The 26,540-nt window shown below is 60.1% G+C and carries 25 protein-coding genes; 23 read left to right on the plus strand and 2 right to left on the minus strand.

The window, feature by feature from the left end; genetic code table 11:
* The first annotated feature begins 17 nt into the window (after window positions 1–17).
* From ACR0NE_RS10475 to ACR0NE_RS10500, 6 genes are all read left to right on the plus strand, one after another.
* Window positions 18–1,499: a UDP-N-acetylmuramoyl-L-alanyl-D-glutamate--2,6-diaminopimelate ligase gene (locus ACR0NE_RS10475; RefSeq protein ID WP_170594753.1), complete on the plus strand. Its 1,482-nt coding sequence runs from the start codon at window positions 18–20 to the stop codon at window positions 1,497–1,499.
* Complete coding sequence (locus ACR0NE_RS10480) at window positions 1,496–2,914, plus strand: UDP-N-acetylmuramoyl-tripeptide--D-alanyl-D-alanine ligase (protein WP_170594755.1); 1,419 nt, start codon at window positions 1,496–1,498, stop codon at window positions 2,912–2,914. Before ACR0NE_RS10475 ends, ACR0NE_RS10480 begins: the two co-directional genes overlap by 4 nt.
* A complete protein-coding gene (gene mraY / locus ACR0NE_RS10485) occupies window positions 2,914–3,996 on the plus strand; it encodes a phospho-N-acetylmuramoyl-pentapeptide-transferase (RefSeq protein WP_170392049.1) in 1,083 nt (360 codons plus the stop codon). The genes ACR0NE_RS10480 and mraY overlap by 1 nt, the downstream gene beginning before the upstream one ends.
* Window positions 3,993–4,523, plus strand: coding sequence for an AAA family ATPase (locus ACR0NE_RS10490; protein ID WP_170594757.1), 531 nt, complete (start codon window positions 3,993–3,995; stop codon window positions 4,521–4,523). The genes mraY and ACR0NE_RS10490 overlap by 4 nt, the downstream gene beginning before the upstream one ends.
* A gap of 13 nt (window positions 4,524–4,536) precedes the next feature.
* A complete protein-coding gene (murD, locus tag ACR0NE_RS10495) occupies window positions 4,537–5,931 on the plus strand; it encodes a UDP-N-acetylmuramoyl-L-alanine--D-glutamate ligase (RefSeq protein ID WP_170564422.1) in 1,395 nt (464 codons plus the stop codon).
* A 106-nt stretch (window positions 5,932–6,037) separates the two neighbouring features.
* On the plus strand, window positions 6,038–6,418 hold the full coding sequence (locus tag ACR0NE_RS10500) for a glycine zipper family protein (RefSeq protein WP_170392045.1): 381 nt from the start codon (window positions 6,038–6,040) through the stop codon (window positions 6,416–6,418).
* On the opposite strand, the gene ACR0NE_RS10505 is transcribed toward ACR0NE_RS10500, so the two are convergent.
* On the minus strand, window positions 6,415–7,593 hold the full coding sequence (locus ACR0NE_RS10505; protein ID WP_170594759.1) for a BaiN/RdsA family NAD(P)/FAD-dependent oxidoreductase: 1,179 nt from the start codon (window positions 7,591–7,593) through the stop codon (window positions 6,415–6,417). The two genes, ACR0NE_RS10500 and ACR0NE_RS10505, sit on opposite strands and share 4 nt — an antisense overlap.
* A 193-nt stretch (window positions 7,594–7,786) precedes the next feature.
* Here ACR0NE_RS10505 and ACR0NE_RS10510 point away from each other — a divergent pair, with 193 nt between their 5' ends.
* The 17 genes from ACR0NE_RS10510 (at window position 7,787) to ACR0NE_RS10590 (ending at window position 25,103) form a co-directional block, all read left to right on the plus strand.
* A complete protein-coding gene (locus tag ACR0NE_RS10510) occupies window positions 7,787–8,122 on the plus strand; it encodes a cupin domain-containing protein (RefSeq protein ID WP_170392042.1) in 336 nt (111 codons plus the stop codon).
* Window positions 8,123–8,374: 252 nt separating this feature from the next.
* The gene (ftsW, locus tag ACR0NE_RS10515; RefSeq protein ID WP_170392040.1) at window positions 8,375–9,538 is read left to right on the plus strand and encodes a putative lipid II flippase FtsW; all 1,164 of its coding nucleotides are present in this window, start codon (window positions 8,375–8,377) and stop codon (window positions 9,536–9,538) included.
* On the plus strand, window positions 9,538–10,635 hold the full coding sequence (locus ACR0NE_RS10520; protein ID WP_170392038.1) for a UDP-N-acetylglucosamine--N-acetylmuramyl-(pentapeptide) pyrophosphoryl-undecaprenol N-acetylglucosamine transferase: 1,098 nt from the start codon (window positions 9,538–9,540) through the stop codon (window positions 10,633–10,635). Before ftsW ends, ACR0NE_RS10520 begins: the two co-directional genes overlap by 1 nt.
* Window positions 10,632–12,038: a UDP-N-acetylmuramate--L-alanine ligase gene (murC, locus tag ACR0NE_RS10525; protein ID WP_170594761.1), complete on the plus strand. Its 1,407-nt coding sequence runs from the start codon at window positions 10,632–10,634 to the stop codon at window positions 12,036–12,038. Before ACR0NE_RS10520 ends, murC begins: the two co-directional genes overlap by 4 nt.
* 4 nt (window positions 12,039–12,042) lie before the next feature.
* A complete protein-coding gene (locus ACR0NE_RS10530) occupies window positions 12,043–12,291 on the plus strand; it encodes a DUF2484 family protein (protein WP_170401374.1) in 249 nt (82 codons plus the stop codon).
* Window positions 12,288–12,554 (plus strand): DUF2484 family protein, encoded by a 267-nt coding sequence (locus ACR0NE_RS10535; protein WP_170392032.1) that lies wholly within the window; start codon window positions 12,288–12,290, stop codon window positions 12,552–12,554. The genes ACR0NE_RS10530 and ACR0NE_RS10535 overlap by 4 nt, the downstream gene beginning before the upstream one ends.
* Before the next feature lie 23 nt (window positions 12,555–12,577).
* On the plus strand, window positions 12,578–12,871 hold the full coding sequence (locus ACR0NE_RS10540) for a hypothetical protein (protein WP_170401372.1): 294 nt from the start codon (window positions 12,578–12,580) through the stop codon (window positions 12,869–12,871).
* The gene (murB, locus tag ACR0NE_RS10545) at window positions 12,868–13,794 is read left to right on the plus strand and encodes a UDP-N-acetylmuramate dehydrogenase (protein ID WP_170594764.1); all 927 of its coding nucleotides are present in this window, start codon (window positions 12,868–12,870) and stop codon (window positions 13,792–13,794) included. Before ACR0NE_RS10540 ends, murB begins: the two co-directional genes overlap by 4 nt.
* A gap of 108 nt (window positions 13,795–13,902) precedes the next feature.
* Window positions 13,903–14,820 carry a D-alanine--D-alanine ligase gene (locus tag ACR0NE_RS10550; RefSeq protein WP_170594766.1) on the plus strand — a complete coding sequence of 306 codons (918 nt, stop codon included), beginning with the start codon at window positions 13,903–13,905 and terminating at the stop codon, window positions 14,818–14,820.
* Window positions 14,808–15,812 (plus strand): cell division protein FtsQ/DivIB, encoded by a 1,005-nt coding sequence (locus tag ACR0NE_RS10555; RefSeq protein WP_170594768.1) that lies wholly within the window; start codon window positions 14,808–14,810, stop codon window positions 15,810–15,812. Before ACR0NE_RS10550 ends, ACR0NE_RS10555 begins: the two co-directional genes overlap by 13 nt.
* An 8-nt stretch (window positions 15,813–15,820) precedes the next feature.
* On the plus strand, window positions 15,821–17,155 hold the full coding sequence (gene ftsA, locus ACR0NE_RS10560; protein WP_170392023.1) for a cell division protein FtsA: 1,335 nt from the start codon (window positions 15,821–15,823) through the stop codon (window positions 17,153–17,155).
* Window positions 17,142–17,561: a hypothetical protein gene (locus ACR0NE_RS10565; RefSeq protein WP_170401361.1), complete on the plus strand. Its 420-nt coding sequence runs from the start codon at window positions 17,142–17,144 to the stop codon at window positions 17,559–17,561. The genes ftsA and ACR0NE_RS10565 overlap by 14 nt, the downstream gene beginning before the upstream one ends.
* Window positions 17,562–17,912: 351 nt before the next feature.
* On the plus strand, window positions 17,913–19,514 hold the full coding sequence (gene ftsZ, locus ACR0NE_RS10570; protein WP_170594770.1) for a cell division protein FtsZ: 1,602 nt from the start codon (window positions 17,913–17,915) through the stop codon (window positions 19,512–19,514).
* Window positions 19,515–19,728: 214 nt separating this feature from the next.
* Complete coding sequence (gene lpxC, locus ACR0NE_RS10575; protein WP_170401357.1) at window positions 19,729–20,649, plus strand: UDP-3-O-acyl-N-acetylglucosamine deacetylase; 921 nt, start codon at window positions 19,729–19,731, stop codon at window positions 20,647–20,649.
* A 126-nt stretch (window positions 20,650–20,775) separates the two neighbouring features.
* On the plus strand, window positions 20,776–21,639 hold the full coding sequence (locus ACR0NE_RS10580; RefSeq protein ID WP_170392015.1) for an outer membrane protein assembly factor BamD: 864 nt from the start codon (window positions 20,776–20,778) through the stop codon (window positions 21,637–21,639).
* Window positions 21,640–21,675: 36 nt separating this feature from the next.
* The gene (gene recN / locus ACR0NE_RS10585) at window positions 21,676–23,325 is read left to right on the plus strand and encodes a DNA repair protein RecN (RefSeq protein ID WP_170594772.1); all 1,650 of its coding nucleotides are present in this window, start codon (window positions 21,676–21,678) and stop codon (window positions 23,323–23,325) included.
* Window positions 23,326–23,417: 92 nt separating this feature from the next.
* Window positions 23,418–25,103: a chloride channel protein gene (locus tag ACR0NE_RS10590; RefSeq protein WP_170392011.1), complete on the plus strand. Its 1,686-nt coding sequence runs from the start codon at window positions 23,418–23,420 to the stop codon at window positions 25,101–25,103.
* On the opposite strand, the gene ACR0NE_RS10595 is transcribed toward ACR0NE_RS10590, so the two are convergent.
* The gene (locus ACR0NE_RS10595; RefSeq protein WP_170594774.1) at window positions 25,104–26,474 is read right to left on the minus strand and encodes a DUF3179 domain-containing protein; all 1,371 of its coding nucleotides are present in this window, start codon (window positions 26,472–26,474) and stop codon (window positions 25,104–25,106) included.
* Between the last annotated feature and the right edge of the window lie 66 nt (window positions 26,475–26,540).

The raw sequence follows: 26,540 nt of genomic DNA on the forward strand, positions 1-26,540 counted from the left end.
CCAGCGAAAGGTGGGTCATGGGCAATCGGTCAAAGAAACTCAGCGAACTGGCCTTGACCGCACGGGGAGGGGCCAATCCCGAAATCACCGGTCTGGCTGTCGACAGCCGCGAGGTCAAAGACGGTTTCCTCTTTGCAGCCCTTCCCGGCACCCGAGTCCATGGTGGAGACTTCATCCAATACGCCTTGCGCATGGGGGCCACCGCGATCCTGACGGACGCGAAAGGGGCCGAGATCGCCACCGACGAACTGGCCGCATCCGATGCTGCGCTGATCGTCACGGAAGACCCCCGTCAGGCACTGGCAGGGGCCGCCGCCCTATGGTTTGGCGCGCAACCGCAGACCATCGTGGCGGTCACCGGCACCAATGGAAAAACCTCGGTCGCCAGTTTCGTCCGCCAGATCTGGACCGAGCTTGGACTTGCCGCCGTCAACCTGGGCACCACCGGTGTCGAGGGCGCATGGACTGCGCCGCTGGCCCATACCACACCCGAGCCGATCACTCTGCACCGCTGTCTTGCCGAGGCTGCCGAAAATGGCGTGACCCATGCGGCGATGGAGGCCTCCTCGCACGGGCTTGAACAGCGTCGCTTGGACGGGGTGCATCTGACCGCTGCCGGGTTCTCGAATTTCACGCAGGATCATCTGGACTATCACGACACGTTCGAGGCCTATTTCGCAGCCAAGGCGGGTCTGTTTGATCGTGTGCTGCCCGAAGACGGGGTCGCTGTGTTCAACCTTGGTGATCCCAAGGGTGCCGAGATGCGCAAGATCGCCGAGGCACGCGGCCAGAATATCATCACCGTGGGCCCTGAGGGTTCTGATCTTTGTCTTCTGAATCAACGCTTTGACGCGACCGGGCAGGATTTGCGCTTTTCATGGAAAGGCAAGGCCTATCAAACCCGCCTGAATCTGATCGGCGGCTTTCAGGCCGAGAACGTTTTGCTGGCTTGCGGATTGGTCATCGCGGCGGGCGAGGACCCCGACCGCGTGTTCGAAACCTTGCCGCACCTGATCACCGTGCGCGGACGGATGCAGCTGGCTGCCACCCGCGACAACGGCGCGGCGGTGTTTGTCGATTACGCGCATACACCGGATGCCGTGGCCACTGCATTGAAGGCGATGCGCCCGCATGTCATGGGACGTCTGATCGCCATTGTTGGTGCAGGCGGTGACCGAGACGCCACTAAACGCCCATTGATGGGGCGGGCCGCTGCTGAAAACGCCGATGTGGTCTTTGTTACCGATGACAACCCACGCAGCGAAGACCCGGCCACCATCCGCGGTGCTGTCATGTTGGGCGCACCCGAAGCCACGGAAGTCGGGGACCGGGCCGAGGCCATCCTGCGCGGCATCGACGCGCTGCAACCGGGCGACGCTCTGCTGATTGCGGGCAAGGGACACGAAACCGGCCAGATCGTCGGAGATCAGGTCCTGCCCTTTGACGATGTGGAACAGGCCAGTATCAGCGTTGCCGCGCTGGACGGGAGGGTCGCATGACGCTCTGGACCGCAGCCGAGGCCGCAGAGGCCACCAACGGGCGCGCCACCACCGATTGGCAGGTGAACGGCGTCTCCATCGACACGCGCACCCTGCAGCCGGGTGACCTGTTCGTTGCTTTGAAGGCTGCCCGCGACGGCCATGATTTCGTCGCCCAAGCGCTTGAAAAAGGCGCAGGCGCAGCGCTTGTGTCGCATATTCCCGAAGGCGTGCCCGAAGATGCACCGCTGTTGATCGTCGACGATGTGCAGACGGGTCTAGAGGCGTTGGGGCAGGCGGCTCGCACCCGGACAGGTGCGCGCGTGGTGGGGGTGACTGGCAGCGTGGGTAAGACCTCGACCAAGGAAATGCTGGCCAGCATTCTGGAGACGCAAGGCAAAACTCATGCCAGCGTCGCCAGCTACAATAACCATTGGGGCGTGCCTTTGACGCTGGCGCGAATGCCGCGCGACACCGAGTTCGCGGTGATCGAGATCGGCATGAATCATCCGGGCGAAATCGCTCCGCTGGCGCGTCAGGCGCAACCGCATGTGGGGCTGGTGACCACAGTAGCCGCCGTCCACCTCGAAGCCTTCGACTCGGTTGCGGGTATTGCATTTGAAAAAGCTGCGATCTTCGACGGGCTGGCCGAGGGCGGCACCGCTATCGTCAACGCCGATATCGAACACGCGGGCATCTTGCGCGACTGCGCCGCTGCGCATGGTGCAAGGATCGTCGAATTTGGCCACAAGGCGCGGGACTATGCCCTGAGCAACGTGCTCCAAGGCCCTGACTCGGTGCGGGGACACGGTATTGTCGGCGGAGCAGACATCACATTCGATGTCCAATCCGCGGGAACTCACTTTGCTATGAACGCGCTGGGCGCTCTGGCGGCCTGTGTCGCGCTGGGGGTCGATCTGGATCAGGCGATTGCCGGTCTGCGCGGCTGGTCTCCGGTCAAAGGGCGCGGTGTGCGCGAGGTGATCGCGCTGCCAGATGGTGGGCAGATTGAACTGCTCGATGACAGCTACAACGCCAATCCAACCTCGATGGAGGCCGCTCTCGACGTGCTGTTTGCGTCGGCGGGCAAACGCAAGATCGCGTTTCTGGGCGACATGAAAGAGCTTGGTGCGCAAGAGCAGGCGATGCACGCCGCCATAGCCGAGGTGCCTGCGATGGCGCATGTCGATCAGGTTCATTGCATCGGCCCGTTGATGCAAGCGCTGCATCAGGCTCTGCCCGAGGGCAAGCGCGGGTTGTGGACGGAAACCAGCGATGAGATGGCCGCCCATCTGCCGGAATTGATCCGTCGCGGCGATGTAGTGATGGCCAAGGGCTCTCTCAGCATGGCTCTGGCGCAGATCGTTGACGGTCTGCGGCAAATGGGGCATGGCAGCGCGCCAGAGAGCCGCCGTATTGTGAGAAAGGTTTTGTAATGCTCTATTGGTTAACCGCCCTGTCGGACGGAGGGGATTTCTGGAACCTCTTCCGCTATATCACCTTCCGGGCAGGGGGCGCCTTTCTGACTGCGCTGATCTTTGGGTTTCTGTTCGGAAAACCCTTGATCAACGTATTGCGCAAGCGGCAAGGCAAAGGTCAACCGATCCGCGATGACGGCCCCGAGGCGCATCTGTCCAAGGCCGGGACCCCCACCATGGGCGGGCTGCTGATCGTGGGCGCTCTGGTCACGTCGACCCTGATCTGGGCGCGCTGGGACAATCCATATGTCTGGATGGTACTGTTCGTGACGCTGGCCTATGCGGCCATCGGCTTTGCGGACGATTATGCCAAAGTCTCAAAGCAGAACACCAAGGGCGTTTCCGGTAAGATGCGGTTGGCGCTGGGAATCATCATTGCCGTGCTGGCGTCACTCTGGGCGACGCTGCACCATCCCAGCGATTTGCAAAACCAGCTGGCTCTGCCGGTGTTCAAGGATACGCTGATCAATCTTGGCCTTTTCTATATCCCCTTTGCGGTGATCGTCATTGTGGGTGCGGCCAACGCGGTGAACCTGACAGATGGTCTGGACGGGCTGGCGATCATGCCCGCGATGATCGCGGCCTCGACCCTTGGTGTGATTGCCTATGCGGTTGGGCGGGTCGACTTCACCGAGTATCTTGATGTTCACTATGTGCCTGGCACCGGTGAAATCTTCATCTTCACTTCAGCGCTGTTTGGCGCAGGGCTGGGATTCCTTTGGTACAACGCCCCGCCGGCGGCGGTTTTCATGGGTGATACCGGATCACTGGCTCTGGGCGGTGCGCTGGGCGCGATCGCCGTGGCTACCAAACACGAGTTGGTATTGGCAGTCGTGGGCGGGCTGTTCGTGGTCGAGGCGCTGAGCGTGATCATCCAGGTTCTTTATTTCAAACGGACCGGAAAGCGCGTGTTCCTGATGGCACCGATCCATCACCATTATGAGAAAAAGGGCTGGGCTGAACCCACCATCGTGATCCGGTTCTGGATCATTTCACTGATCTTAGCGATGATCGGGCTGGCGACGCTGAAAGTCAGATGAGCCCGCGTTGCATCGTGCTTTCTGGATGCTCCGGTGGTGGCAAATCAACACTGCTGGAGGAGATGGCCCGACGCGGATATTCAACAGTTTCCGAGCCGGGTCGTCGTGTCATTGCCGAGGAAAGACAAGGTGGTGGTCGCGCTCTGCCTTGGGTCAACTCCGAGGTATTCTGCCGCAGGATCATTGGACTTGCGATATCTGACTTCAGCAATGCCAAAGATGATCTTGTGCTATTTGATCGTTCGGCATTGGACGCGCTGATTTGGTTTGATCGAACCGGTACACCGTTGGAGACCAAAGTGCGTGAACAGATACTGCACTTGGGCTACGACCCATGCGTGTTTCTCTTTCCTCCTTGGCCTGAGATATTCGAACAGGATGATGACCGGCGGCACAACTTGGCCGCAGCTATTGCGGAATACGATGCATTGTGCGACCGGTTACCAGACTATGGGTTCGTAATAGAAAACGTTCCAAAAGGGCCAGTCGCTTGGCGGGCGGACTGGCTGGAAGAACGGCTCGGATAGAAGGTGTATGGCAATGATCCCGGTCAAAGGGTTTTCAGGGCAGAAAGTAGCGGTTCTGGGGTTAGGTCGGTCGGGTCTGACCACCGCACGAGCGCTGCGCGCTGGCAGGGCTGAGCCGATCTGCTGGGATGACAACCCCGCCGCGCGTGAAGCGGCAGAGGTCGAGGGATTCTCGTGTGTCGATCTGCGCCGCCACGGGGCGTTTGACGATATTGCCGCACTAATTGTCTCGCCCGGCATCCCTCATCTCTACCCCGCGCCGAACCCGGTTGTGGCCGCTGCGTTGGAAGCCGGAGTTCCGGTCGACAATGACATAGGTCTGTTCTTTCGCTCTTTCGCAGGCCCTGAATGGAACAACTACGACATCCCACCGCGCGTCATCGCGGTGACGGGATCGAATGGCAAATCAACCACCGCTGCGTTGATCCAACATATCCTGACCGAGGCCGGGCGCGACTCACAACTGGCGGGTAACATTGGGCGCGGCGTGCTGGACATCGACCCAGGTGGCGATGGATCGGTCGTGGTACTGGAGCTATCGAGCTACCAGACCGAACTGGCCCGCGCACTGACGCCGGATGTGGCGGTTTTCACCAATCTTTCACCTGATCACTTGGATCGACATGGTGGAATGGGTGGTTACTTTGCCGCCAAACGTCGCCTGTTCGCCGAAGGAGGCCCAGACCGTGCCGTGATCGGGATAGATGAGGCCGAGGGCGCGTTTCTGGCCGGGCAACTGGCCGAGGGGCCGTCGGATGACCGGGTGATCCGCGTCTCGGTGGCGCGCAAGCTGACCGGGTCGGGTTGGCAGGTCTTTGCCCGCAAGGGTTTCCTGTCGGAATACCGCAAGGGCCGACAGGCCGGATCGATCGACCTGCGTGAGATCAAGGGCCTGCCCGGTGCGCATAATCACCAGAACGCCTGCGCCGCCTATGCCGCCTGCCGTTCGCTGGGCCTTGCTCCGCGCGTGATCGAAGACGCGCTGCACAGCTTCCCGGGTCTGCCGCACCGCAGTCAGATCATCGCCGAGGCGGACGGCGTGACCTATGTGAATGACTCGAAAGCCACCAACGTAGATAGCGCCCTCAAAGCCTTGAGCGCGTTCAAGAAGATACGTTGGATCTGTGGCGGGCTTGAGAAAGAAGGCGGGCTTGAGGCGCTGAACGGGGCAGGGGACCACGTAATCAAGGCCTACGTCATCGGGCGTGAGGCGGCGAGCTTTGCAATGCAGTTGCAGGCCGATGCGCAAGTCTGCACCACTATGGAAGCGGCGGTTATGCAGGCCATGGCCGATGCGCAGCCCGGTGAAACCGTTCTATTGGCACCTGCTGCGGCCAGTTTCGACCAGTATGACAACTTCGAACAACGTGGCGATGACTTCGTGGTTCAGGTTAAAAAACGCCTCTGAAAGCAATGCGTTTGCAATAGATCGCCGGTTCGGCGAAGCTGTGGGCCTATCTGCTTGACGCACTGCCTGCATTGGTTTTTGCCTTCAGGAAATTCAACACGAGGTCATGAATATGCCAAACCGTAAACTTCTTCTGGTCGTTCCAGCGCTGCTGGCTGCTGCGGCTTGCACCAATACCGGGGCCAACTATCAGCCCGTGATCGATGGCCCAGTAGGCCCGAACTACAACTCGGACCTGTATCAGTGCCAGCAACTTGCAGCCTCGCAGGCCAGCGTTGACGGATCGACCGCAGGTAATGCCGCAATCGGCGCCGCAGGTGCTGCAGCCGTCACCGGCATCGTTCAGGACAGCAGCGACAACCTGGGTCGCGCCGCCGTTGCCGGTGCGTTGGTTGGTGCAGGTGCTGACGTGATCAACAAGAACCAGAACAAGGAAGTCATCGTGCGCAACTGTATGCGCGGACGGGGTTACAACGTCGTAGGCTAACGGCTTGCGATGGCACTTCCGGCGGCGTGGCCCGAGGACCACGCCCATTGGAAGTTGTAACCGCCAAGCCAGCCGGTGACATCCACCGCTTCACCAATGACATAGAGGCCGGGGACATCCCTGGCCTCCATCGTTTTGGACGACAGCCCGTCAGTGTCGATCCCGCCCAGAGTGACCTCGGCGGTGCGATAGCCCTCGGTGCCCGACGGCGTAAGCCGCCAGTTGGACAATGCGGCGATCAGTTCCGACAGCGCCGTGTCGGACTGATCCGCAAGATTGCCCTTCATCGGGATATGGTGTGCGAGGTATTCCACCAGACGCGTGGGCAGGTGGCGTGCCAATTCGGTGGTCAGCGCCTTGCGCCCAACAGCCTGCCGCTGATCGCGAAGCAGATCGTATAAAGGCAAATCGGGGATCAGGTTGACCCATATTGCCTCACCCTCGCGCCAGTACGAAGACAATTGCAGCACCGAAGGACCGCTCAACCCGCGATGGGTGAACAACAACGCCTCGTCGAAACTGCTGTGCTCGTTTGACAGTCGAGCGGGCAAAGAGACGCCGGACAAATCCTTGAACCGTCCGTCCGAGAAGGTGAACGGCACCAGCGCCGCCCGTGTCTCGGTTATCTGCAGCCCGAATTGCTGCGCGATGTCATAGGCCAACCCCGTTGCGCCCATTTTGGGGATCGATTTGCCACCCGTGGCCAGAACCAGATTGCAACAGGTCAGAGGGATATGCTTGCCATCGCGTTCGACATCCAAAGCGAAACCGCTTTCGGTTTTGCGCAAGTTGCGCAGCGACGTCTGCACCCAAAGCTCGGCCTCGGCCTTGGCCATTTCATTCAGCAGCATCTGGACGATCTGTTTCGAAGACCCGTCGCAGAACAATTGCCCAAGCGTTTTTTCATGCCATGCAATGCCATGGCGATCGACCAGTTCGATGAAGTCCCACTGTGTATATCGCGCCAGCGCTGATTTGCTGAAATGTGGATTCTGAGACAGGAAATTGCCCGGTCCCGCATACATATTGGTGAAATTGCATCGTCCACCACCCGAGATGCGGATCTTTTCTCCGGGAGCTTTTGCATGGTCGATCACCAGCGCTTGGCCACCGCAATGGGCTGCGCACATCATGCCGGCCGCGCCAGCACCGAGGATGATCGTCTCGAAATCCATATGCTGCGCATGGCGTGGATTGTGAGCGATGGCAAGAGCGCAGACCAAAACGGTGTGGGTTTGGCCCACAGAATTTCTCAGCGGCACTTGGGTTTGTGCCATATGGTATGTGGATTTTTAGTCGTAGTGCATTCTGACATGCTAGGCTCTGTGCTAATGCTTGCCGGTTAGATCCATTTAAAGGGATAAAAATATGCGCTTTCCAAACTTCATTACAGACTTTCCAAGACTAGACGTGCCATTTCCCGAAGACGTCGTGCAGACGGCAGTCATTCGATCTGATGCTGGTTTGGTTGCCTTTTTTACTTTTCTTAAAGAAATGGAACTCCCACTACATTCACATGGTGCCCAATGGGGTACGGTGGTGGAAGGAGAAATTGAACTCACCATTGGCGGAGAGACGAAAGTTTATCTGCCCGGCGACAGCTATTCTATCCCAGCCGGAGTGGAGCATGGCGGGCGCATCAAGGCGGGTTCCCGAGTGATCGATGTGTTTGAAGAGCCTGACAGATACCCCATCAAAGACTGACGATTTACTTTTTGAACAATGACGTTGGGCGCGGTTGATATTTGGATGAACTCAAACCGAGCCTCAACGGGCCGTCGATCAGAACAGGCAGCATGCGCTGCTTGAATGCATGCGCGTTTGTCAACGGCGGCTCATCGTTCCAGAATTCCAGTTCTGCCTGTCATTCTGCTAGCCCAAATGTAAAAATCCCTGTAGACTCTCAATCAGATCCCGAAAACGGGACGTTAACGAGGCAGATAGTGGCGGTATCTCATGACTGAGATGGTGTATGGCGCGGTCCAGGACCAGCGCGGAGAACCGATTCTTCCGAAGTGGTGGCGAACGATTGATCGCTGGACGATGTCCTGCGTTCTGATCCTGTTTGTCATCGGGCTTTTGCTTGGGCTGGCCTCGTCGCCGCCACTGGCGGGGCGCAACGGGTTCGATCCTTTCCACTATGTAGAACGTCAGGCGATCTTTGGCGGGCTGGCGCTGGTTGCGATGCTGCTGACCTCAATGATGTCGCCGACACTGGTGCGGCGGCTGGCGATTCTGGGCTTTCTGGCCTCGTTCGTGGCGCTGGCTTTCCTGCCGGTCTTCGGTACAGACTTTGGCAAAGGCGCGGTGCGCTGGTATTCGCTGGGTTTTGCCTCGTTGCAGCCATCCGAGTTCCTCAAGCCCGGTTTTGTCGTGGTGGCCGCATGGCTGTTGGCCGCATCACAGGAAATCAACGGCCCGCCGGGGCGGTTGTGGTCCTTTGCACTGTGTATGTCCATCGTGGCAATGCTGGTGATGCAGCCCGATTTCGGGCAGGCCTGCCTTATCCTTTTTGGTTGGGGTGTGATGTATTTTGTTGCCGGAGCCCCGATGCTGCTGCTGGTCGGCATGGCCGGAGCCGTGGTTCTGGGCGGCATGTTTGCCTATTCCAATTCCGAGCACTTTGCCCGTCGTATCGATGGTTTCCTTAATCAGGAACTCGATCCGACCACCCAGCTTGGGTATGCCACCAATGCTATCCGCGAAGGCGGTCTGTTCGGCGTCGGCGTGGGTGAGGGGCAGGTCAAGTGGTCTCTGCCTGATGCGCATACGGATTTCATCATCGCGGTCGCGGCCGAAGAATACGGGCTGATTTTGGTGCTGATTATCATCGCGCTGTACTCGCTGATCGTTGTGCGTTCGCTGCTGCGGCTGATGCGCGAACGCGACATGTTCATCCGTCTGGCTGGCACTGGTCTGGCCTGCATGTTCGGCGTGCAGGCTATGATCAACATGGGCGTCGCCGTGCGTCTTCTGCCCGCCAAGGGCATGACGCTGCCGTTTGTCAGTTATGGCGGATCGTCCCTGATTGCTGGCGGCATCGCGGTTGGCATGTTGCTGGCCTTCACCCGAACCCGCCCGCAGGGCGAGCTGGGCGACATTCTGCGCGGACGAGGCTGATGGGCAAACCTTATCTACTAATCGCAGCAGGTGGCACCGGCGGCCACATGTTCCCCGCGCAGGCGTTGGCCGAGGCGATGCTGCAGAAAGGCTGGCGTGTGCGCCTGTCCACCGACCCGCGCGGAGCGCGCTATACCGGCGCGTTCCCCGCAGACGTCGAGATTGTCGAGGCATCCTCGGCCACCTTCGCCCGAGGCGGATTAGCGGCCAAGATGTTGGTTGGACCCAAGATTGCTGCTGGAGTCACTGGCATGGCTGCGCAGATGATGCGTGACAAGCCGGATGTGGTGGTGGGCTTTGGCGGCTATCCGTCGATACCGGCGCTGGGCGCGGCCATCCTGCTGAAGCTGCCGCGTATGATCCATGAACAAAATGGCGTTCTGGGCCGGGTAAACCAACTGTTTGCCACGCGTGTGGCTCAAGTGGCCTGTGGTGTCTGGCCCACCGATCTGCCTGAAGGGTCCAAGGGCATACACACTGGTAACCCGGTTCGCGCCTCCGTTCTTGAACGCGCTGCTGCCCCCTATATCCCGCCTGGGGAGTACCCGATGTCTGTCCTGGTGATGGGCGGCTCACAGGGCGCACGTATCCTCAGTGACGTGGTGCCGGGGGCCATCGCTGCGCTGCCTGAATATCTGCGCGGGTATATCCGCGTCTCGCATCAGGCCCGCGATGAGGATGGTGAACGGGTCAAGGCCTTTTACGCCGATCACGGCATACGCGCCGACGTACAGCCTTTCTTTGACGACGTACCTCGCCGTATGTCCGACGCGCAGCTGGTTGTCAGCCGGTCAGGTGCCTCCAGTATCGCCGACATTTCCGTGATTGGCCGCCCGTCGATTTTGATCCCGCTTGCCACGGCTGCCGGAGATCATCAAACAGCCAATGCGCGTGGATTGGTTCAGGCAGGCGGTGCGATCATGATCCCCGAAAACGCCCTTGACGTTCCCGCGCTGACACAGCAAATGACCACGGTTCTCACCAACCCCGAAGCCGCACAGCAAATGGCCCATGCCGCGCTATCGGTCGGGGCACCGGACGCCACCGAGCGTCTGGTCGCCCTTGTCGAGCAACTGGCGCAGAAGGAGACCTCATGAATCCAGCAACCAAACTGCCGCAGGACGTTGGACCGATCCACTTCGTGGGCATCGGTGGGATCGGGATGTCGGGTATCGCAGAGGTGCTTTTGAATCTTGGCTACCAGGTACAAGGTTCGGACCTGAAAACCTCGAAGATTACTGACCGGCTGGCTGGGCTGGGTGCTGAGATTTTCGAAGGCCAGCGTGCCGAGAACTTGCAGAACGCCGCCGTGGTCGTGGTCTCAACTGCGATCAAACCGGGGAACCCGGAACTGGACGAGGCACGCGCGCAGGGCCTGCCCGTCGTCCGTCGCGCCGACATGCTGGCGGAACTCATGCGCCTGCGCTCGAACATTGCCATCGCCGGAACTCACGGTAAGACCACAACAACCACTATGATGGCGGAACTAATGGTCGCGGGCGATTTCGACCCCACTGTCATCAATGGCGGCATCATCCACGCCTATGGCAGCAACGCCCGCATGGGGCAGGGTGAATGGATGGTGGTTGAAGCGGATGAGAGCGACGGCTCATTCAATCGCCTACCTGCAACCATAGCCATCGTCACCAATATCGACCCTGAACACATGGAGCATTGGGGCGATTTCGATAAGCTGCGGGACGGGTTTTACGAGTTCGTCTCGAACCTGCCGTTTTATGGCCTGGCCGTCTGCTGCACAGATCATGCCGAGGTGCAGGCTCTGGTCGGTCGCATCTCGGACCGTCGTGTGCGCACCTATGGATTCAACGCACAGGCCGATGTGCGGGCCGAAAACCTAACCTATAAGGGTGGCGTCGCCCATTTCGACATCCACCTACGCCATGAAGACAAGGTGATCGAAGGTTGCACCTTGCCAATGCCCGGCGACCACAATGTCTCTAACGCGCTGAGCGCCGTGGCCGTGGCCCGTCATCTGGGCATGAAGGCCAGTGAAATCCGCGACGCGCTGGCCAATTTCGGCGGCGTCAATCGCCGCTTCACGAAGGTTGGAGAAATTGACGGCGTCACCATCATCGACGATTACGGCCACCATCCGGTCGAAATCGCCGCCGTTCTCAAGGCCGCACGTCAGGCCACCGAGGGCCGCGTTATCGCCGTCCACCAGCCTCACCGCTATTCCCGCCTGTCCGACCTGTTCGACGATTTCTGCACCTGCTTCAACGACGCCGACGTGGTCGCTATTGCCGAGGTCTTTGCCGCAGGCGAAGATCCGATCGAAGGTGCCAGCCGTGACGATCTTGTGCAGGGCCTGATCCGCCACGGCCACCGCCACGCGCGCGCGATCTTGAACGAAGAAGACCTCGCCCGCCTTGTCCGTGAACAGGCCCGCCCGGGCGATATGGTTGTTTGCCTCGGCGCAGGTACGATCAGTACCTGGGCCAACGGTTTGCCTGACCGGTTAATCGCCAAAGCGAGCTAACCTCGTGGCGTTGTCGCTCATACTCGCCTGCGTCTGGGTCTTCGCTTCCACCATTGTGGCGATGCTGCCGATGCACCTGCAATTCCCACCGGGTGTTGTACTGTTTGCCAGCGCGCCTGCTCTGATTCTGTGGCTGAGTTTAGACTATGGCTGGTTCGTCGGAGTCCTGGCTGCTGGCGGTTTTGTTTCGATGTACCGCAACCCGATCCGCTACTACTGGCGCAAGTGGACGGGTAAAGAGGTGTCGGAATGAACTGGTCGATTGCGCTTGCCGGTCTGTGGGGTGTTGTCGCCAACGTGTTGGCGATGTTGCCCAGCAAGGACAACCATTGGCGGCGCGCCTATTTCCTGATCGCCGTTGGCGTCCCCATACTAGGCTATGTCACCTATGAAAATGGTCCATGGATCGGGCTGCTGGTTCTTGCGGCAGGTATGTCAGTTCTGCGTTGGCCGGTGATTTACCTCACCCGTTGGACAAAGGCGAAAATGCAGGGCATGAAGGCGGCGAACAAGTAACTGGCCATTTTCAGGAGGCCCCCATGGTCGACATCGCCACTTTCGCCTATTTGCCGCTGATTACCCTGATCCTCGGGACGCTTGCGGGTTTTGTCGCCGCGCGCTGGATCGGCCTCAAGGCACTGCTGTGGCTGATCGGGCTGACCTCGGCCCTTGGTCTGGTACTGATCATAGTGCTGGCCGGTGTCGGGACAGGAGAAGAAGAACAGGCGTTCGGACCCTTCGTCTGGCTGACCGGTGCGGTCCTGCCCTTCCTGTTTGCGGTGATCATGGGTGGAGTAGGCGGGCGCAGCCTTGCATCGCGGGAAGGCGCATGAGCGAACTGCCCGACGTCCGTGGCCGCTTGTCCGCGGCGCGTTCTCTTTCCGAACTCACCTGGCTGCGCGTCGGCGGACCAGCGGATTATCTGTTTCAACCCGCCGATACCGAAGACCTTCAGTCGTTTCTGCGTGATCTGCCTGCGGATGTTCCCATCTTTCCTATGGGTGTCGGATCCAATCTGATCGTCCGTGATGGTGGTCTGCGGGCGGTGGTCATCCGATTGGGGCGCGGGTTCAATGGTGTCTCGGTCGAAGGCAATACCGTCAGCGCGGGTGCCGCCGCGCTGGATGCGCATGTGGCGCGTAAATCAGCGGATGGAGGTGTGGACCTGACTTTCCTGCGCACGATACCCGGGTCGATCGGCGGGGCCGTGCGTATGAACGCGGGCTGTTACGGCAGCTATACGGCGGATGTGTTGCAAAAGGCTACCGTCGTCACCCGCGCCGGAGAGATCGTGGACCTGACCCCGCAAGACCTCAGCTTCCGCTATCGCCAGTCCGACCTGCCCGAAGGCGCGGTGCTGATCTCGGCGACGTTTCAAGGCCCCTCGGGCGATCCAGCTGAGCTGCACGCTCGCATGGAGGCGCAGCTAAAAAAGCGCGACGAAACTCAACCCACCAAGGACCGCAGCGCCGGGTCGACCTTCCGTAATCCAGCCGGGTTCTCGTCGACTGGGCGCGCGGACGATGTGCATGACCTCAAGGCGTGGAAAGTGATCGATGACGCGGGTATGCGCGGGGCCACAAAAGGTGGCGCGCAGATGAGTCCCAAACACTCGAATTTCATGATCAATACAGGCGACGCCACCGCCGCAGATCTCGAAGGTCTGGGCGAAGAGGTGCGAAAAAAGGTTTACGAAACAAGCGGCATCACGCTAGAGTGGGAAATCATGCGGGTCGGTGATCCGCTGGAAGAATAAAGCCCCGACCGTCAGACCATAACAGGCAAATTAGGACGACGGATCAAAGGCATAAACGCAGTACGGACCACCACATAAGGTCCGGGGACATTGAGGCGCACATTGGGTATGTCGAGCAGGACAAACCCCAGAGTGGCGGTATTGATGGGCGGCCCCTCGGCGGAACGCGAGGTGTCTCTCAGCTCTGGGCGCGAATGCGCAGCCGCTCTTGTGGGTGAAGGCTTTGAAGTGGTCGAACTGGACGCAGGTCCGGACCTTGCTGCTCGCCTTACCGATATCCAACCCGATGTGGTGTTCAACGCCCTGCATGGACGCTGGGGCGAGGATGGCTGTGTGCAGGGGCTACTGGAATGGATGCGCATTCCTTACACGCATTCCGGTGTGCTGGCTTCGGCCCTTGCAATGGACAAGCAACGCAGCAAAGAGGTCTACGCCGCCGAAGGATTACCTATCGTACCCAGCCTGATCGTTCCCAAGGTCGAGGTGGTCGAGGTCCATGTGATGGAGCCGCCCTATGTGGCCAAGCCCAACAACGAAGGTTCCAGCGTCGGCATCTATATCGTGCATGAAAATGCCAACGGCCCGCCGCAACTGGACGAGGCGATGCCTGATCAGGTGATGGTCGAGAAATACGTCGCGGGCCGGGAACTGACCGTGACCGTGATGGGCGACCGCGCCCTGACGGTGACCGAGATCATGACCGATGGCGGTTGGTACGATTATGATGCCAAGTACAAGCCCGGCGGCTCGTGGCATGTGCTGCCCGCCGAGATCCCGCAGGATATCTTTGACCGCTGCATGGACTATGCGGTTAAGGCGCATAATGCGCTGGCGTGTCGCGGCGTGTCCCGCACCGATTACCGCTGGGATGACAGCAAGGGTGCCGACGGGCTGTTCCTGCTGGAAACCAACACCCAGCCCGGCATGACGCCGACCTCGCTGGTGCCCGAACAGGCTGAACACCTTGGCATCAGTTTCGGCCAGCTCTGCGCCTGGATGGTGGAGGATGCCTCATGCGACCGCTGACCGCCTCCCGCGCGCCGGTGATCCACCGGACCAAACCGTTGGCGGGGCCGGATGCCGATTTCATCGCCGCGCCAAGGCCCGAGCCCAAAACCGAACCTAAGCTGCATTTGCGCGGGGCGCGTCTTTTTGGCCGCGCGCGCAACGTGGACCCCGCGCCCTCGCGCCTCAGCTACCGCTTTCAGCGCTGGATGCTCACCCCCGGCATCCGGCGCGGGCTAAAAATTGGCCTGCCGGTTCTGACCGTCGTTGGTTTGGTGGGTGGCTTCTTTGCCGCCGAAGAACGTCGTGAGGCGGTCAGCGCCTATATCGCCGACATCAAGACCTCGATCCAGGAGCGCCCCGAATTCATGGTCAACTTGATGGCCATCGACGGGGCAGGAACCGCAATGTCTGAGGATATCCGCGAGATCGTGCCACTCGATTTCCCGCTCAGCTCGTGGGATCTGGATGTGGAGTTGATCCGCGACACCATCACCGGGCTTGACCCGGTGAAATCGGCAACCGTACGCATCCGCCCTGGCGGGATTCTTCAGGTTGACGTGGTCGAACGCCAGCCGGTCATCGTCTGGCGCACCCGAGACGGGATCGAGCTATTGGATGAAACCGGAGCCCATGTCGACCGTGTTTCAGCACGCGCCGATCACGCAGCCCTGCCACTGATCGCAGGGAAGGGCGCGAACAAACATGTCCCCGAGGCGCTGCAAATCCTGACCACAGCCCGCAGCTTGGGCGAACGCGTGCGCGGTTTGGTGCGCGTTGGCGAACGGCGCTGGGATCTGGTGCTGGATCGAAACCAGCGCATCATGTTGCCGACCGAACGTCCGGCGCGCGCGCTGGAACGCGTGTTGGCGGTGAACGAGGTGCAGGACCTTCTGGAACGTGACGTGGCCGTGGTCGACATGCGACTGGGGCAGCGACCGACCATCCGAATGAACAAAACGGCCAGCGAAGACTGGTGGAACACAAAAGTAGATGTGAGTAGCGGGCAGTAACGACCATGATGACCGATCTTTATCAGTCCCAAAGGGCTATGCGGCAGATGCGCCGACAGGCAATGCAACGCGGTGTAGTTGCTATCCTGGATGTCGGCAGCTCCAAAATCGCTTGCCTTGTATTGCGCTTCGACGGGACGGGGCGGTTGTCCGAGGATAACTCGATCGGCTCGATGGCCGGACAAACCGGTTTCCGGGTCATTGGCGCTGCGACCACCCGTTCGCGCGGGGTGCAGTTCGGCGAGGTTACCGCGATGCAGGAAACCGAGCGCGCCATCCGCACCGCGCTGCAGGCGGCGCAGAAGATGGCCGATATCCGCGTCGATCACGTGATTGCATCCTTCTCAGGGGCGAACCCGCGTTCCTACGGGCTGGATGCGCAGGTTGATCTGGAAGGCCAATTGGTTACCGAAGCCGAGGTCGGTCGTGTCCTGAACGCCTGCGACGTGCCCGATTACGGCGAAGGGCGCGAGGTACTGCATGCGCAACCGGTGAATTTCGCGCTCGACAACCGCTCGGGACTAATCGATCCGCGTGGACAGTTGGGGCAGAGCCTTGCAGTGGATATGCACATGCTAACCGTCGATGCGGTGGCGATCCAGAACATCGTCCGCTGCATCAAGCGCTGCGATCTGGAGCTGGCAGGGATTGCGAACTCAGCCTATGTCTCGGGCATTTCCGCATTGGTCGAGGACGAACAGGAGTTGGGCGCGGCCTGTATCGATTTGGGCGGCGGCACCACCAGCATCTCGATCTTCATGAAGAAACACATGATCTATGCCGATTGCGTGCGCATGGGCGGGGATCACGTGACCAGCGACATTTCGATGGGCCTCGGCGTGCCCGCAGCGGTGGCCGAACGGATCAAGACCTTTAACGGTGGCGTTCACGCGACCGGAGCCGATGATCGCGACCTGATCGACATCGGTGGCGATACTGGCGATTGGGAGCATGACCGCCGTACCGTCAGCCGTGCCGAGTTGATCGGCATCATGCGGCCCCGCGTCGAGGAGATTCTCGAAGAGGTGCGTACTCGTCTGGACGCTGCCGGTTTCGACCACCTGCCAAGCCAGCAGATCGTTCTGACTGGTGGTGGCAGCCAGATCATGGGGCTAGACGGGCTTGCCAGCCGGATTCTGGGTCAGCGTGTTCGTTTGGGCCGCCCGCTGCGCGTTCATGGCCTGCCGCAATCCGCGACCGGGCCCGGTTTTTCTTCGGCAGTGGGGCTTAGCCTGTTTGCGGCGCATCCTCAGGACGAATGGTGGGATTTTGAGATCCCGGTCGACACCTATGCCGCGCGCCCGTTCAAGCGCGCCGTGCGCTGGTTCCGTGACAATTGGTAATGCCCTGCGTGGTGCAGCCGTTGGCGCGGCCCTTGGGCCCGCTGCGGCCCCGGCTCAAACCCTGATTACGCCAGAGGCGTTTCTGAGCGCCGTCGTTGGCAAAACGATCACCTTCCATGAAATCCGAAGCGGTATGTTGGTCGGGACCGAGGAATTCCTCAGTCCGACTCTCTCGGTCTGGCGGATGGAGGGGCGGGGCTGTGTCTATGGCCAGATCACCACGCCAAATGGCCAGATCTGTTTTCTGTACGATGATGCGCCCGATGGCCTGCCAGTCTGCTGGTGGCCCTACCTGTACAATGACCGGTTGATGGTGCGGCTGGCGCGCTTCGTCGGCAGCGAAACGCAAGAGGTCCGTAGCATCTCTGAAGATGGCCTGAATTGCCCAAGTGCCCCGGTAGGCTAAAGAAATCAGTTGCGGCAACTGCCAAATTGCCGCAAAATAAGGCTCAAGGCCCGGCAGAGGCCCAGCGGCAGGACATTGAGCAGTTTTCCGCGACCAAACGAGTGACTAAAAGTTTTACACCCCCCCCCTCAAGGTGGGCGGGGTCTTTCCGTGTGTAGTAGCGCATGAGTCTTTCGCCGCAACATGTCGCGGTAACAGCGAAATGCCGCTGTTTGCTGCCTTATTTCCTCCATATTTTGTGGATTCGTGCGATTTTTCTGGTGACGTTTCCGAAATGACACAGTAAAATCGACTGTGGATAGGTCAGAAAAACCGCATTTTGCGGCAACATAAAAAACAGGCGGACAGAGCATGACATTAAATCTTTCGATGCCCGGGCACGACGAACTCAAGCCTCGGATTACCGTATTTGGCGTTGGCGGCGCTGGGGGCAATGCTGTCGACAACATGATTGAAAAACAGTTGGACGGCGTAGAATTTGTCGTCGCCAACACAGACGCACAGGCGCTGCAGCAAAGCCGTTCGTCGGCGCGGGTGCAGCTGGGCGTCAAAGTCACCGAAGGGTTAGGTGCAGGTGCGCGTCCGACCGTGGGTGCTGCAGCAGCTGAAGAAAGCATCGAACAGATCGTCGATCACCTAGCGGGTGCGCATATGTGCTTTATCACCGCCGGCATGGGTGGCGGCACAGGCACCGGCGCAGCCCCGATCATCGCGCAAGCAGCGCGGGAGCTGGGTGTCCTGACCGTTGGGGTTGTCACCAAACCCTTCCAGTTCGAAGGCGCCAAGCGTATGCGTCAGGCCGAAGACGGCGTTGATGCGCTGCAGAAAGTCGTTGATACGCTGATCATCATTCCGAACCAGAACCTGTTCCGTCTGGCCAACGAAAAGACAACGTTTACCGAGGCGTTCTCGATGGCCGACGATGTCCTGTATCAGGGCGTCAAAGGCGTAACCGACCTGATGGTGCGTCCGGGTCTGATCAACCTCGACTTCGCCGACGTTCGAGCCGTGATGGACGAGATGGGCAAGGCGATGATGGGCACAGGCGAAGCGACCGGTGAAGATCGCGCCATTCAGGCAGCCGAGAAGGCCATTGCCAACCCGCTGTTGGACGAAATCAGCCTCAAGGGTGCCAAGGGTGTGCTAATCAACATCACCGGTGCGCACGACCTGACCTTGTTCGAACTGGACGAGGCCGCCAACCGCATCCGCGAGGAAGTGGACCCGGAGGCCAATATCATTGTCGGTTCGACCCTCGACACCGAGATGGAAGGCGGAATGCGCGTTTCAGTCGTTGCCACCGGTATCGATGCCAGCGAGAAAAGCGAAGATGTACCGGTCGCCCGCCGTTCGATGTCGGCTCCGCTGACACGCACGGTTTCGGCAGAAGACTCCACGCCTGAACAAATCGCTGCAGATGAGGCCCCGGCTGAGGACAACATTGCGCCCACGCTCTTCGAGTCCATCGAAGATGTCGAGTTCAATGAAGGCTGGCAAGACGAACAACCCGCTGCCGAGCAGGACGATGACGGGCTGCCTCCGCCCGCCTATCAGCCTCAGGTGGCGCAGTTCGAACCGCAACCCGAAGTCGAAGAGACAGTCGACACCTACGACGCACCGCGTGCCCAGACCCCCGGCACACCGTCTCCAGAAGCGATGCAGCGGTTGCAGGCCGCAGTTCAGAAAGTACCTTCGAACCGGCTGCGTCCGACGCCTGAGGCACCTCGCGAACCGGCCCCTCAGCCGCAGCAAGCGACCGAGGATCGCCCGCGTTTTGGCTTCAACCGATTGATTGACCGGATGACCGGCCATGCGGCCGATACGCCCGCTCAACCGGTACGCCAACAGCCTGCGATGCGGTCGGTTGACGCAACGGCACCTGTTCAGGATGAAGCCGATCCTGATCAGGAGCGCATCGAAATTCCCGCCTTCCTACGGCGTCAGGCCAACTGATCGCGGTAACAAAATCATCCCGAAGGGCCGCCATCGCGCGGCCCTTTATTGTGGAAACACAAAGTGTTGAGCTGGTGTAAGCAGGGATTTGCCGATGTGTCACATTCATGTTTCATTCGGTTGCAAAAGGTGAGTTGAGCCTTAACGCCCCCTTCCTTAGTTGAGGGTGCAACACAGCCCCTGATAGGCTGGACACAACTCACCGAGGCTCACATTGCAACATACGCTCAAATCTTCAGTCACGTTTGTGGGCACTGGGCTGCATAGCGGCAAGCCTGCGACGATGGTTCTGAAGCCTGCAGCGGCAGGTCATGGAATCTGGTTCAAACGGACTGATATCGAGCTGGGCAATGCGTTGATCCCCGCTATCTATGATGTTGTTGAGAGGACGCCTCTTTGCACACGATTGGTTAACGATGCGAATGTGTCGGTATCGACTGTGGAACACATCATGGCGGCACTTGCCGGATGTGGTGTGCATAATGCACTGATTGAAATCGACGGTCCCGAAGTCCCGATCATGGATGGCTCGTCCGTGGCCTTTGTTCAGGGCATCATGGCCAAAGGCGTTCGTCGTCAGGCCAGTCCGGTATTGGCTTATGAGGTGCTTAAACCCGTCTCTGTTGAACGCGAGGGCGCAAAGGCATCTATCGCGCCTGCGGAAGGTCTGGAGATCGAGTTCCACATTGATTTCGAAGATGACGCCATTGGAAGCCAGACAAAAGTTTTGGACATGCGCAATGGTTCGTTTGCGCGTGAACTCTGCGACAGTCGCACGTTTTGCCGCCGCACAGATGTCGAAGCGATGCGTGAAAACGGATTGGCCTTGGGCGGCACATTGGACAATGCCGTAGTCGTACAGGGCGACGAAGTCCTGACCCCGGGTGGCTTCCGTCACACGGATGAAGCGGTGCGCCACAAAATGCTGGACGCTCTGGGTGATCTCTATCTTGCAGGCGGTCCGATTCTGGGGCGCTTTGTCGGCGAGAAGTCGGGGCATTCGATGACCAACACATTGCTGCGCAAACTGTTCGAAACACCGGGCGCTGTGCGTCCGATCCTTTGCACCCCTGAACAAGCCGCGCGTCTGCCCGGCCAGGGCCTTGTGCGAAGCGAAATCCCGCAGGTTGCATGATCTGATCAACTCTGACGACATTTGCGCCATGAGGGTGGATAAGGCGTTTTGCACTGGAATTTTATGTGCTAGACCGAGGCCCGATCAGGGGTAATTCCCGCTAAGTAGACGACAAGGATGGGCGGAATGGTTGGCAGCAAAGCGGCAGTCAGAATCGCAGGTGCGCTTCTTCTGGCAGCAACTTTGACGGCATGTGGCAATGCCGGAGGTCTGTTTGGTAACCGTGGGGCAGACCGCAGCCAAAACCTCGAAGGTTTCACGCCTGAACAGATTTACACCCGCGGTGAATACGAGCTGTCGCAGAATCGCTCGGACGACGCGGCTTGGTATTTCTCTGAAGTAGAGCGGCTTTATCCTTATTCCGATTGGGCGAAACGTGCGCTGATCATGCAGGCGTTCTCATTCCATTCGGACCAGAACTATGAAGAAAGCCGCGCCGCCGCGCAGCGCTATATCGATTTCTATCCCACTGACGAAGACGCCGCCTATGCCCAGTATCTTCTGGCGCTCAGCTACTATGATCAGATCGACGAAGTGGGTCGTGATCAGGGGCTGACCTTTCAGGCACTGCAGGCGCTGCGCACGGTGATCGAAGTCTACCCAGACAGTGAGTATGCCACATCTGCCGTACTGAAATTCGACCTTGCCTTCGACCATCTGGCTGGCAAAGAGATGGAGATCGGGCGCTATTATCTGCGTCAGGATCACTTCACTGCGGCGATCAACCGATTCCGCGTGGTGGTCGAGGATTTTCAGACCACATCTCATACCGCCGAGGCGCTCTATCGCCTGATCGAGGCGTATCTGGCGCTGGGACTGGTGGACGAGGCGCAGACCGCGGGTGCGATTCTGGGTTACAACTATCAGTCCTCGGAATGGTACGACGCGGGGTACACGTTGCTGACGTCGCGTGGTCTCGATCTAAAGAGCCGAGGTAACAATTGGCTCAGCACGATCTATCGCCAGACCGTCAAGGGTGAGTGGTTGTAACGGCCATGGCTAAAGGCTTGGGACGCTAAAGACCCGATGCTGCGCGCCCTTGATATCCGCGACATGCTGATCATCGACCGGCTGGAGCTGACGTTTCAGCCGGGCTTGAATGCTTTGACCGGTGAAACCGGCGCGGGCAAGTCGATCTTGCTGGATTCGCTGGGCTTTGTGCTGGGCTGGCGAGGGCGCGCCGAGCTGGTTCGTCAGGGGGCCGCACAGGGCGAAGTTGTGGCCGAGTTTGAACTGCCTGACGATCACCCTGCCCATTCGATTCTGGCCGAGGCGGGTCTGCCCGGTGGCGAGGAGCTGATCCTGCGCCGCGTCAACACGGCCGAGGGACGTAAGACTGCATGGGTCAATGACCGCCGTTGTTCGGGCGAAGTGTTGCGGGCGCTGTCGGATACTTTGATCGAACTGCACGGCCAACATGATGACCGAGGCCTGCTGAACCCACGCGGGCATCGCGCAATGCTGGATGCCTATGCCGGGGCAGGGGATCAGTTGGCCGCCGTGCGTGCCGCATGGGGCCAGATGTCCATCGCGCGCAAAGCTCTGGCGCAGACTGAGGCAGCGCTGGAGGCTATGCGTGCCGAAGAAGAGTTCCTGCGTCATTCCGTTGCCGAGTTGGATCAGCTTGACCCGCAGCCGGGCGAGGATGCAGATCTCGACGCCCGCCGCCGCATGATGCAAGGGGCCGAACGGATTCGCGATGACGTGGCCCGTGCCTTTGCCTTGCTGGGCGGCGACGGGGCCGAGGGCGCGATGGCCGATGCCGTGCGCTGGCTGGAAGGCGTGTCGGACAATGCGGGTGGCCAGTTGGAAGGCCCCATTGCAGCGCTGGGTCGCGCCCTGATCGAACTGGGCGAGGCGCAGGATGGGGTCAACGCCTGTCTGCAAGCGCTCGATTTCAACCCAGCGGAACTGGAACAGGCCGAGGAACGCCTCTTTGCCATTCGCGCGCTGGCACGGAAACACGATGTGGCCCCCGATGATCTGGGCACCTTCGCCGATACCTTGCGCGACCGCCTGAACCGGCTGGATGCAGGTGACGCCGACCTCAGCAACAAACGCGCTGCTGTGGACGCGGCACAAGCTGCGTATGACAACGCGGCCACCGCACTCGGCGAAACGCGCCATAAGGCCGCCAGTGCGTTGGACACCGCAGTAATGGCTGAACTAGCGCCCCTGAAAATGGAACGCGCCGTGTTCCGGACCGAGGTCACCGCGACCGACGCAGGCCCCGAAGGCATCGACGCGGTGGCCTTCACCGTCGCCACCAACCCGGGGGCGCCGTCAGGGCCGCTCAACAAAATCGCCTCGGGCGGCGAGCTCAGCCGCTTTCTGCTGGCGCTTAAGGTCTGCCTAACGGGCGAAGACAGTGCCCGCACGATGATCTTTGACGAGATTGACCGCGGTGTCGGCGGTGCCACGGCGGACGCGGTGGGCCGCCGTCTGGCCGCACTCGCGCAGGGCGGGCAGGTGCTGGTCGTCACCCACTCGCCGCAAGTGGCCGCACGGGCGGCGCATCACTGGCGGGTGCAGAAACAGGTCACCGGCGATCAGACCCTGTCCACCGTGATCCCGCTGGCCGACCCCGACCGCGTCGACGAAATCGCCCGGATGGTCGCAGGCGACACCATTACGGATGAGGCACGCGCCGCTGCCCGTGCCCTGTTGGATGCATGACGCGCATTCTGTGAGCATCTTGTCGTGAACCGACTTTTCTAAGGCGCGCGCGTGGCTTACTAAGGGTCAGGCGACCACCCCAACGAGGGCCAATGACCCAATCGACCCGCACCGTGCTGCGCAATCAGCTCAATCAAGCCCTCTCGGCGCTGCGGGATGCATGGCGGGTAATGCTTCATCGTGGCCCCAGCCAGATTCAGTTCTGGTTTATCGCTCTGGTCATCGGGATCGCTGCAGGCTTCATGGCGCTGGGATTCCGGATGGCGATCTCGTCGTTGCAGGCTTATCTCTACAACACCGAAGATATCCTATTCCTGCACAGCCATGCTGAGAAGCTGCATTGGCTCTGGATTTTCCTTACACCTGTGGTCGGCGGGTTGGTCGTCGGGATCATCCTGAACAGGTACACCGATGATGGCCGTGTGCGTTCGGTAGCTGATGTGATCGAGGGTGCGGCCATCACTGATGGACGGGTCGAAAAGAAGGCCGGTATCGCATCTTTTTTCGCTTCGCTGATCACGCTCAGCTCAGGCGGATCCACGGGGCGGGAAGGACCTGTTGTGCATATGGCCGGGGTCATCTCGACTTGGGTCAGCGACCGTATCCACGCCGACGGCATCACCGGGCGCGACCTATTGGGTTGCGCTGTGGCCGCTGCTGTTTCGGCCAGTTTCAACGCCCCTATCGCCGGGGCCTTGTTTGCGCTTGAGGTTGTGTTGCGCCACTTCGCCGTTCATGCCTTTGCGCCCATTGTCATCGCCTCGGTCGCGGGGACCGTGATCAACCGGCTGGCTTATGGTGACGTGACCGAATTCACGCTGGATACGCCCGGGTCGTTGCAATTCTATGTCGAGCTGCCCGCCTTCCTGATCCTAGGCCTGATTTGCGGGCTGGTCTCGCTGCTGTTGATGCGATCGATCTTCTTTGCCGAGGATATCGGCACGCATATCCAAAACCGCTTGTCTCTGCCGCGCTGGCTGCGCCCCGGTGTTTCGGGCGCGATGCTCGGCCTGTTGGCGGTCTGGTTTCCGCACATCATCGGCGTGGGATACGAAACCACGATCCGTGCCTTGACCGGGGACCTCGTGCTGACGACCGCGATCCTGTTCGCGGTCATCAAGACCGTCGCAGTGGCGATTACCATGGGCGGTCGCATGGGTGGTGGTGTGTTTTCCCCGTCATTGATGATCGGAGCGCTGACCGGGTTGGCCTTCGGCCTGATCGCCACCGGATTGCTGCCAGATGTGTCAGGCACTCATACGCTCTATGCCTTTGCCGGGATGGGCGCGGTGGCGGCGGCGGTGCTGGGCGCGCCGATCTCGACCACGCTCATCGTGTTTGAATTGACCGGAGACTGGCAGATCGGCCTCGCCGTGATGGTTTCGGTCTCGATGTCCACTGCGCTAGCCTCGCGCCTTGTAGACCGGTCCTTCTTCCTGACCCAGCTGGAACGGCGCAATGTACACTTGGCCGCCGGGCCGCAGGCGTACCTGCTGGCAATGTTGCGGGCAGGCGCGGTGATGCGCCCGCTGGGGGACGCGCGTTCGATCTCCAAGGAAGACGCGCAGGCATTGATCGAACAAGGCTTATGCGTCAAGGCCAGCGCCACGCTTGAGGCCGCGATGCCATATTTCGACCGCGATGACATCCCTTGCATCCCGGTGGTGATCATCGACAAGGACGGCTGTGAAAACCCCGTTGGCGCGCTCTATCACATCGACGCGCTGAAAGCTTACAACCGCGCGCTGGCCGCCACAGCGGCCGAGGAACATTCTTGATCAGCGTCCGTAAACGCTGGCTGCGTCGCCCAGATAATTGTCCCAGGCAAACCAATACGAGATATGTCCCGCGACGCGCGGCAACTCTGCGCCATCCGGGCCAATCAGTGCCTCTTCCGTGACGCGCCACTTGTTGCCCGTTTCGTCCAGCAGTCCGCCATCGGTGGTCGCGCGGAACTGGCGCGATCCACGCTCGTAGGCGCGCACGCTGCGCTTGTCCGGGTCGCCCATCAGCATCAGTGCCCGCCCGCCAATCGCATCGTTGATCACCGGCTTGCCCTTGAACGCGTCCAACAGCCACGCCCGCGCCGCGCCGAACTGGCGCACGGCGAACACGTAGTCCTTCTGGCGATGCCGACTTTGATCGACCAAGGCCGGGAACATCAGATCGGGTGAGGCAAAGTAATCGCGATACACAACGCCCGAGCCATAGTTGCGCCGATGACCGGTGCTGAGCGACAGCACCTGCGTATCCGGATGCGACGCCTTCCAGCTGTCCCAGCGGGTGATCACCACAGGACGCTGCTTCAGCTCGATTCCACTGTTGACCAGCGGTCCGACCACGGGCTTACCTGTGTACTGGTTCCATAACGAATGCGTCTCACGGTCGAACATCAATTTGTTCGACCGATACAGGAACCCGGACGAGCCAAATACAAGCGGCTTCCGCCGCCCCTCGACCTGCGTTTCAAACAAAATCCCCGATCCGCACAGCGTACAATAGGCCAGTGCTACCGGAACGCCTCCGATCACCTCGTTGAACATCTCGTGCCAGCCCATGATGCGCAGCGGATAAGCGCGTACATCGCCGTTGATCGAGACGCCAAAGACCAGATCGTCGTCTTTCATATAGTCCGCCCGCGCCGCCGGGATCAGCTTGGGATTGTCCAGCGAAGGGATACCGTCCTTGCGCACACCACCCCAACTGATCTCTTCCAGCCGAATCTTCATGTTGTCGCGTTGCAAATATTCGGGTTTCAGGAACACATCGAAGTTCTGATCGATGCCCAAAAGAACTTCGCGTTTAAACGGTATCAAAGATGGATGAGGTACAATCTGAGCGTTCCGTTCTTGCCATAGCATCCATTCGAACCAGTCCGTGCCGTGGCGCGCGCCGCTCAACGCTTCCATGACTTTGGCAATGTCTCGCTCTCGCCGTCTGCCATAGCGCATCGCCGTCAAAAGCGCGGGCACAACGTCCGGGTTGCCGCGCTCGGTCAGGTATGCCATCCCGGCTTCGAAATCGGTCCGACTGCCATACAAAGTTGAACGTACGGCATCGTAAACAGGGTCATCCTGCGCCCAAAGAGCGCGAGGTGCTACAGCGCTTGCCCCCAACAGGCCGACAAAGCTGCGACGTGGAATCGACATGGCATCCTCCGATCGGGTTCATATTCGATCTTGCCCGCAAAGCAGATCACATACACGCAACACTCG

It is taken from the genome of Ruegeria sp. C9 (genome assembly GCF_056537585.1).

Excerpts from the sequence above, each read along its gene's own strand:
- ACR0NE_RS10580 (WP_170392015.1), top strand. The coding sequence starts at position 20,776 with ATGGTTGGCAGCAAAGCGGCAGTCAGAATCGCAGGTGCGCTTCTTCTG.
- mraY (WP_170392049.1), top strand. The coding sequence starts at position 2,914 with ATGCTCTATTGGTTAACCGCCCTGTCGGACGGAGGGGATTTCTGGAAC.
- ACR0NE_RS10500 (WP_170392045.1), top strand. The coding sequence starts at position 6,038 with ATGAATATGCCAAACCGTAAACTTCTTCTGGTCGTTCCAGCGCTGCTG.
- ACR0NE_RS10475 (WP_170594753.1), top strand. The coding sequence starts at position 18 with ATGGGCAATCGGTCAAAGAAACTCAGCGAACTGGCCTTGACCGCACGG.
- ACR0NE_RS10540 (WP_170401372.1), top strand. The coding sequence starts at position 12,578 with ATGGTCGACATCGCCACTTTCGCCTATTTGCCGCTGATTACCCTGATC.
- ACR0NE_RS10510 (WP_170392042.1), top strand. The coding sequence starts at position 7,787 with ATGCGCTTTCCAAACTTCATTACAGACTTTCCAAGACTAGACGTGCCA.
- ACR0NE_RS10550 (WP_170594766.1), top strand. The coding sequence starts at position 13,903 with ATGTCGAGCAGGACAAACCCCAGAGTGGCGGTATTGATGGGCGGCCCC.
- recN (WP_170594772.1), top strand. The coding sequence starts at position 21,676 with ATGCTGCGCGCCCTTGATATCCGCGACATGCTGATCATCGACCGGCTG.
- ACR0NE_RS10520 (WP_170392038.1), top strand. The coding sequence starts at position 9,538 with ATGGGCAAACCTTATCTACTAATCGCAGCAGGTGGCACCGGCGGCCAC.
- ACR0NE_RS10555 (WP_170594768.1), top strand. The coding sequence starts at position 14,808 with ATGCGACCGCTGACCGCCTCCCGCGCGCCGGTGATCCACCGGACCAAA.
- ftsZ (WP_170594770.1), top strand. The coding sequence starts at position 17,913 with ATGACATTAAATCTTTCGATGCCCGGGCACGACGAACTCAAGCCTCGG.
- ACR0NE_RS10490 (WP_170594757.1), top strand. The coding sequence starts at position 3,993 with ATGAGCCCGCGTTGCATCGTGCTTTCTGGATGCTCCGGTGGTGGCAAA.
- ACR0NE_RS10590 (WP_170392011.1), top strand. The coding sequence starts at position 23,418 with ATGACCCAATCGACCCGCACCGTGCTGCGCAATCAGCTCAATCAAGCC.
- murC (WP_170594761.1), top strand. The coding sequence starts at position 10,632 with ATGAATCCAGCAACCAAACTGCCGCAGGACGTTGGACCGATCCACTTC.
- murB (WP_170594764.1), top strand. The coding sequence starts at position 12,868 with ATGAGCGAACTGCCCGACGTCCGTGGCCGCTTGTCCGCGGCGCGTTCT.
- ACR0NE_RS10480 (WP_170594755.1), top strand. The coding sequence starts at position 1,496 with ATGACGCTCTGGACCGCAGCCGAGGCCGCAGAGGCCACCAACGGGCGC.
- ACR0NE_RS10595 (WP_170594774.1), bottom strand. The coding sequence starts at position 26,474 with ATGTCGATTCCACGTCGCAGCTTTGTCGGCCTGTTGGGGGCAAGCGCT.
- ftsW (WP_170392040.1), top strand. The coding sequence starts at position 8,375 with ATGACTGAGATGGTGTATGGCGCGGTCCAGGACCAGCGCGGAGAACCG.
- ACR0NE_RS10505 (WP_170594759.1), bottom strand. The coding sequence starts at position 7,593 with ATGGATTTCGAGACGATCATCCTCGGTGCTGGCGCGGCCGGCATGATG.
- murD (WP_170564422.1), top strand. The coding sequence starts at position 4,537 with ATGATCCCGGTCAAAGGGTTTTCAGGGCAGAAAGTAGCGGTTCTGGGG.
- ACR0NE_RS10535 (WP_170392032.1), top strand. The coding sequence starts at position 12,288 with ATGAACTGGTCGATTGCGCTTGCCGGTCTGTGGGGTGTTGTCGCCAAC.
- ftsA (WP_170392023.1), top strand. The coding sequence starts at position 15,821 with ATGACCGATCTTTATCAGTCCCAAAGGGCTATGCGGCAGATGCGCCGA.